Here is a 5,474-nt window from a genome sequence, read left to right as displayed (position 1 = left end):
TTTAAGCCTGCTTTTTTTATTGATGCATTAACCGCAACACTTTTTAAACTTTTTGCCGCTTCCACAAATACACGGGTCATTACGTCCAACTTTTAGTTGGTTTATTGGTTGATTCAAACGAGAGTCCGTCTCGTCGCTTGGAAACGTGCCATCGATGTAGTACCACAGATCGTTTTCGCGAACGAATCTTGAACGTTCCTCAAGGCAATATTGTTGACCGTCTTGGTTGAAATAGGCTTTAAACGTGACAAAACCTTCGTCGTTATCTTTGCCTGCTTCTGTAGTGGTCACTTCCAAACCGCACCAATCGCTATCGATCGACTCTGCGATCTCTTGACGTTGCTGGACAGCATTGCAACTTGGGTGATAGGTATCTATTACATAGTCAACCAAGCCCTTTACGTGAGCCGAATAGCGTGAACGCATCAGTTGCTCTGGGGTTTTGGCTAACGAATGATTGTTATGGATAGGCTCGCAGCAGGCTGAATAATCCTGTGAACTGCCACAAGGACACGAACTCATAAATACTCCAATTAACTGGTTTTGACCGAGAGCAGGTCTGCAGTCCATTTCACCGACATGTCGTAGCACTCGCTGAGAGTGTCATTATCGAGGCCAATAATAGCGCTACGGTGATGAACTTCATCCCACTCAGCTTTTTCATAAGCTTTGGTTAGGGTAAGAATATCGCCAAGTATGCCTTCATTAGCAATGATTGCGAGTTTTATCGGGTCATCAATCGAGATTTCTTCGAGAATCTGCTCAAGCGGACGGTCGAGTAAACTGTCTATCAGCGAAAACATGCCGGTCAGAAATGCTTGGCCGGGTTCGAGTTTTGTCTCTAGCTTTGACGCCAATAGTTCACAGTAACGTGCTCTCTGAATTGAGAGACCGTAGAGATAATCCGGTTTGCTGTCTTGAGTGGAAGCCAGTGCGACCAGCGAGATAAATTTACGTAGCTTATCTTCGCCTAAGTAAACCAGAGCTTGTTTGAAAGACTGGATTTTGGAACGCACGATCGAAGAAGAGTTTACAAACGTCAGTAGTTTGTATGACAGAGTCAGGTCTCTGGTGATCAGAGCTTCAATTGCTGCATAGTCCATATCAGGCTTGGAAATCTCTGTTAGTAACTGAACCACCGTCATAAAAGAGGGCTCAAGAGATTTACGGCTGATCATTTCTGGTTTACTGAAGAAATATCCTTGGAAATAGCCGAATCCAGCCGCTTTGGCTTGCTCGAACTCTTCGTATGTTTCTACCTTTTCCGCAAGAAACTCTATGTTACTGCCTGATAGGCGCAGCATAAACATTCTCGCTTTCTCAATCGGCACCTGACGAATATCGAATTTGATCATCGAAATGTATGGCAGGAAGGCTTTCCACTCTTTACTCGGAACAAAATCATCCAGTGCTATTTTGTAGCCAAGAGCGGACATTTCTTTGACTGCGAGCAGCAGCTCTTTAGTTGGAGGGCAGTCCTCTAGAATCTCAACAACTAAGCTCTCAGCTGGAAAGAGAGTTGGAACCTTGTTGAGCAGACTTTGGTAAGGGAAATTTACAAAACCAAGTTTGTCACCCAGAGTCGCATAGTGGGTCGAAAGAAAATGATCGGACAATAACCGACTCGTTGCCTGCTCCGGATCAATCTCAGGGAAGGTGTTTTTAGGACCATCCCTAAAAAGTAGCTCATAGCCTACCGTTTGTTTATCTTTGTCCAGAATGGGTTGTCTTGCGATATACGAGTGTTTCAAGGTAGTTACCGCGCTCCGTGTATGATCTGCCGAATGAGAACCATCAAAAAAAGTGAGCCATATTGTGCATAAGATCGGTTACTTAACCAGAAAAAGGTCTTTGTTGTAGATCGAAATTATTTTTGTTGAAGACCAAAACCGAACCTTGAGTGTACCAATCACCCAGCACAATTCTAGTATAGACACGATTCTGATGTTCAAAACTGTGAACATCGGGGCGATGAGTGTGACCATGGATCATGAGTTCCACGTTGTGATCGCGCATGACTTTTTCGACTTCGCTTTGTGTAACGTCCATGATGTCGAGTGACTTGGTCTGTTTGTCATCTTTGATGTCCGATTGAACTTTAGAAACAATCTTGGTCTTGATGAACATTGGGATACGGTTAAACACCCACTGTAGCCAAGGCTGATGTACTTTGGCCCGAAACTCGAGATATTTGACATCTTTAGTACACAGAGTATCGCCGTGTAATACCACTGCTTTTGTACCGTATAGATCGATAACGGTCTCATCGCCAAGCAGCTTAACACCCGTCTGTTTGGCAAATCGTCGCCCAACAAGAAAATCTCGATTTCCCTGAGTGAAATAGCAAGGGACGCCACTGTCTGTCAGGGCTTTAAATTCTGCTCGGATACTCTCAGCAAAATCGGAACGGTCATCGTCACCAACCCAGAACTCAAACAAGTCGCCTAATACATAGAGGGCATCAGCGTGAACGGCTTCTTCACGCATAAAGCGGATAAAGCATGACGTAGTTTCAGGAGTCGTGGCAGATAGATGTAGATCAGAGATAAATAATGTGGTCATAGTAGATAAAGAAGAGAGCGCAGCGCGCTCTCTTTAATCGGATTATTCTTCGATTGTTGTGCCAGTGATTAGCACTTCTTCTAGAGGTACGTCTTGGTGCATACCCATAGAGCCAGTACTTACACCTTTAATCTTGTTAACGATGTCCATGCCTTCAACAACTTCACCGAATACACAGTAACCCCAACCGTCTAGGCTTTCGCTGCGGAAATCTAGGAAAGTGTTGTTGTTCACGTTGATGAAGAACTGAGAACTTGCTGAATGCGGTTCCATAGTACGAGCCATTGCAAGTGTGCCCACTTTGTTGCTCAGACCGTTGTTTGCTTCGTTTTTGATTGGCGCACGAGTTGGTTTCTCACGAAGACCAGACTCCATGCCACCACCTTGAATCATGAAACCATCGATAACACGGTGGAATAGTGTGTTGTCGTAAAAACCATCACGGCAGTACTGTAGGAAGTTTGCACTTGTTTCTGGTGCTTTTTCTTCATTTAGTTGAATTTTGATATCACCAAAATTTGTGTGAAGGGTGATCATGATTTTGTCCTTTACATATGTTTTTGACTTGAAGCAAAGATTCTAGCCTAACTTTTAAGACATTAACATGTGAAAAGCACAGGTTGAGAGGTGAGTAGCGGTGCTAATGATGGCTTTTTAGCCGATTGAGGGATTACCTATTAGTGGATGACTTGATATACTGATGCACTACCTTTGATTCACCGAAAATATTAGAAAGAGATCATGTTAAAGATATACAACACACTCACAAGACAGAAAGAGGAATTCAAACCAATCAATGCTGGCAAAGTTGGCATGTATGTCTGTGGGGTAACCATCTATGATCTCTGTCATATTGGGCACGGTCGTACCTTCGTTTCTTTTGACGTTGTATCACGCTACTTACGTTATTTAGGTTATGACCTAACGTTTGTGCGCAATATTACTGACATCGATGACAAAATCATCAAACGCGCAAATGAAAACGGCGAAAGCTGTGATTCATTAACAGAACGTCTGATTGGTGAAATGCATGCTGACTTTGATGCATTGAACATGAAGCGTCCTGACGTAGAGCCGCGAGCGACAGAATTTATTACAGAAATCATCGAGCTGGTAGAAAAGCTAATTGAACGTGGTTTTGCTTACGTTGCGAGCAACGGCGATGTGATGTTCGAAGTGAAGAAGTTTGATGAGTACGGCAAGCTATCTAAACAGGATTTGGATCAGCTACAAGCGGGTGCTCGTGTTGATGTCGACAGTGCTAAGCGCAGTCCTCTGGATTTCGTGCTTTGGAAAATGTCGAAGCCAGGTGAGCCAACGTGGGAATCTCCGTGGGGCCCAGGTCGCCCTGGCTGGCACATTGAATGTTCTGCGATGAACTCTTCAATTCTGGGTAACCACTTTGACATTCACGGTGGTGGTTCGGATTTGCAGTTCCCTCACCACGAAAATGAAATTGCTCAGTCGTGCTGTGCTCATGATACTCAGTATGTGAATACTTGGATGCACAGTGGCATGGTGATGGTTGATAAAGAGAAAATGTCTAAATCGCTAGGCAACTTCTTCACTATCCGTGACGTACTAAATCACTACGACTCTGAAACCGTTCGTTACTTCCTGATGTCAGGTCACTACCGTAGCCAGCTAAACTACAGTGAAGAGAATCTCAATCAGGCTCGTGCATCGCTGGAGCGTCTGTACACGTCTCTGCGTGGTTTGGATCTAACCACACCTGCAGCTGGTGGTGAAGAGTATGTAAGTCGTTTTACTGAAGCGATGAACGATGACTTCAACACTCCGGAAGCTTACTCAGTGCTATTCGACATGGCTCGTGAAATTAACCGTATTAAAGCGGAAGATATCGCAGCAGCGAGTGCTTTAGGTTCATTAATGCGTGAACTGGCAGATGTGATCGGTATTCTTTACCAGGATCCAGAAGCTTTCCTTAAAGGTGACGCTGGCAATGATGATGAAGTTGCAGAGATTGAAGCTCTAATCAAACTGCGTAACGATAGCCGCGCTTCAAAAGACTGGGCTAATGCAGACCTGGCACGCGATAAGCTGAATGAGATGGGCATCGTACTTGAAGATGGCCCTGAAGGCACAACGTGGCGTCGTAAGTAATCTATAAATCAAATATGTATAAGGGCTGATGATTCAGCCCTTTTCTTTAATTTTTTCATTTTTATACGGGTAATAAACAGTGGCTCAGATGTATTTCTACTACTCTGCAATGAATGCGGGTAAATCAACCACTCTTCTTCAATCTTCATTTAACTACCAAGAACGTGGAATGACCCCGGTTATCTTCACTGCAGCATTAGATGACCGCTATGGTGTAGGTAAAGTGAGTTCACGTATCGGTTTGCAGTCAGACGCTCATCTATACAACACTGAAACCAACCTGCTTCAAGAGATCATGGCTCTGAATGAAGTTGAAAAGCGTCACTGTATCTTAGTCGATGAGTGTCAATTTCTGAGTAAAGAGCAGGTTTACCAATTGACGGAAGTGGTCGATAAGCTTCACATCCCGGTACTTTGTTACGGCTTAAGAACGGACTTTTTGGGCGAACTGTTCGAAGGCAGCAAATACCTGCTATCTTGGGCAGACAAACTGGTTGAGCTAAAAACTATCTGTCACTGTGGCCGTAAAGCAAACATGGTAATTCGTACTGATGAGCATGGTGTTGCGATTGCAGAGGGTGATCAGGTCGCTATCGGTGGGAATGATAAGTACGTTTCGGTTTGTCGTCAGCACTACAAAGAAGCACTAGGTAAATAACATTACCCATATCGCGCTTGGGGCAGGCATGCTTCGCATGGCGAATTTCAGGCGCGTAATGATCTCAAACCAGTGACTAATGTGAGCACTACCTGCTTTTGTCATTTACTAAGTTTGAGAAACAAAAAAG

6 protein-coding genes are annotated in these 5,474 nt (G+C 44.1%); 2 read left to right on the top strand and 4 right to left on the bottom strand.

Annotated features, from left to right (window positions below; all coding sequences use genetic code 11):
* Window positions 1–27: 27 nt before the first annotated feature.
* The 4 genes from RH46_RS16395 to RH46_RS16380 form a co-directional block, all read right to left on the bottom strand.
* Window positions 28–522 carry a YchJ family protein gene (locus tag RH46_RS16395; protein ID WP_006880631.1) on the bottom strand — a complete coding sequence of 165 codons (495 nt, stop codon included), beginning with the start codon at window positions 520–522 and terminating at the stop codon, window positions 28–30.
* 11 nt (window positions 523–533) lie between these two features.
* Window positions 534–1,751: an EAL and HDOD domain-containing protein gene (locus tag RH46_RS16390; RefSeq protein WP_006880630.1), complete on the bottom strand. Its 1,218-nt coding sequence runs from the start codon at window positions 1,749–1,751 to the stop codon at window positions 534–536.
* A gap of 82 nt (window positions 1,752–1,833) precedes the next feature.
* Window positions 1,834–2,562 (bottom strand): UDP-2,3-diacylglucosamine diphosphatase, encoded by a 729-nt coding sequence (lpxH, locus tag RH46_RS16385; protein ID WP_006880629.1) that lies wholly within the window; start codon window positions 2,560–2,562, stop codon window positions 1,834–1,836.
* A 42-nt stretch (window positions 2,563–2,604) separates the two neighbouring features.
* Window positions 2,605–3,099, bottom strand: coding sequence for a peptidylprolyl isomerase (locus tag RH46_RS16380; RefSeq protein WP_006880628.1), 495 nt, complete (start codon window positions 3,097–3,099; stop codon window positions 2,605–2,607).
* Window positions 3,100–3,303: 204 nt separating this feature from the next.
* Here RH46_RS16380 and cysS point away from each other — a divergent pair, with 204 nt between their 5' ends.
* Together cysS and RH46_RS16370 are read left to right on the top strand one after the other, a co-directional pair.
* Window positions 3,304–4,686, top strand: a complete 1,383-nt coding sequence (gene cysS / locus RH46_RS16375) for a cysteine--tRNA ligase (RefSeq protein WP_006880627.1) — start codon at window positions 3,304–3,306, stop codon at window positions 4,684–4,686.
* A 79-nt stretch (window positions 4,687–4,765) separates the two neighbouring features.
* Window positions 4,766–5,344, top strand: a complete 579-nt coding sequence (locus tag RH46_RS16370) for a thymidine kinase (RefSeq protein WP_006880626.1) — start codon at window positions 4,766–4,768, stop codon at window positions 5,342–5,344.
* Window positions 5,345–5,474: the final 130 nt, after the last annotated feature.

Origin of the sequence: Vibrio brasiliensis LMG 20546 (assembly GCF_000189255.1) — a bacterium.
Taxonomy (GTDB): domain Bacteria; phylum Pseudomonadota; class Gammaproteobacteria; order Enterobacterales; family Vibrionaceae; genus Vibrio; species Vibrio brasiliensis.
This window is presented reverse-complemented; position numbering and strand designations above follow the sequence as displayed.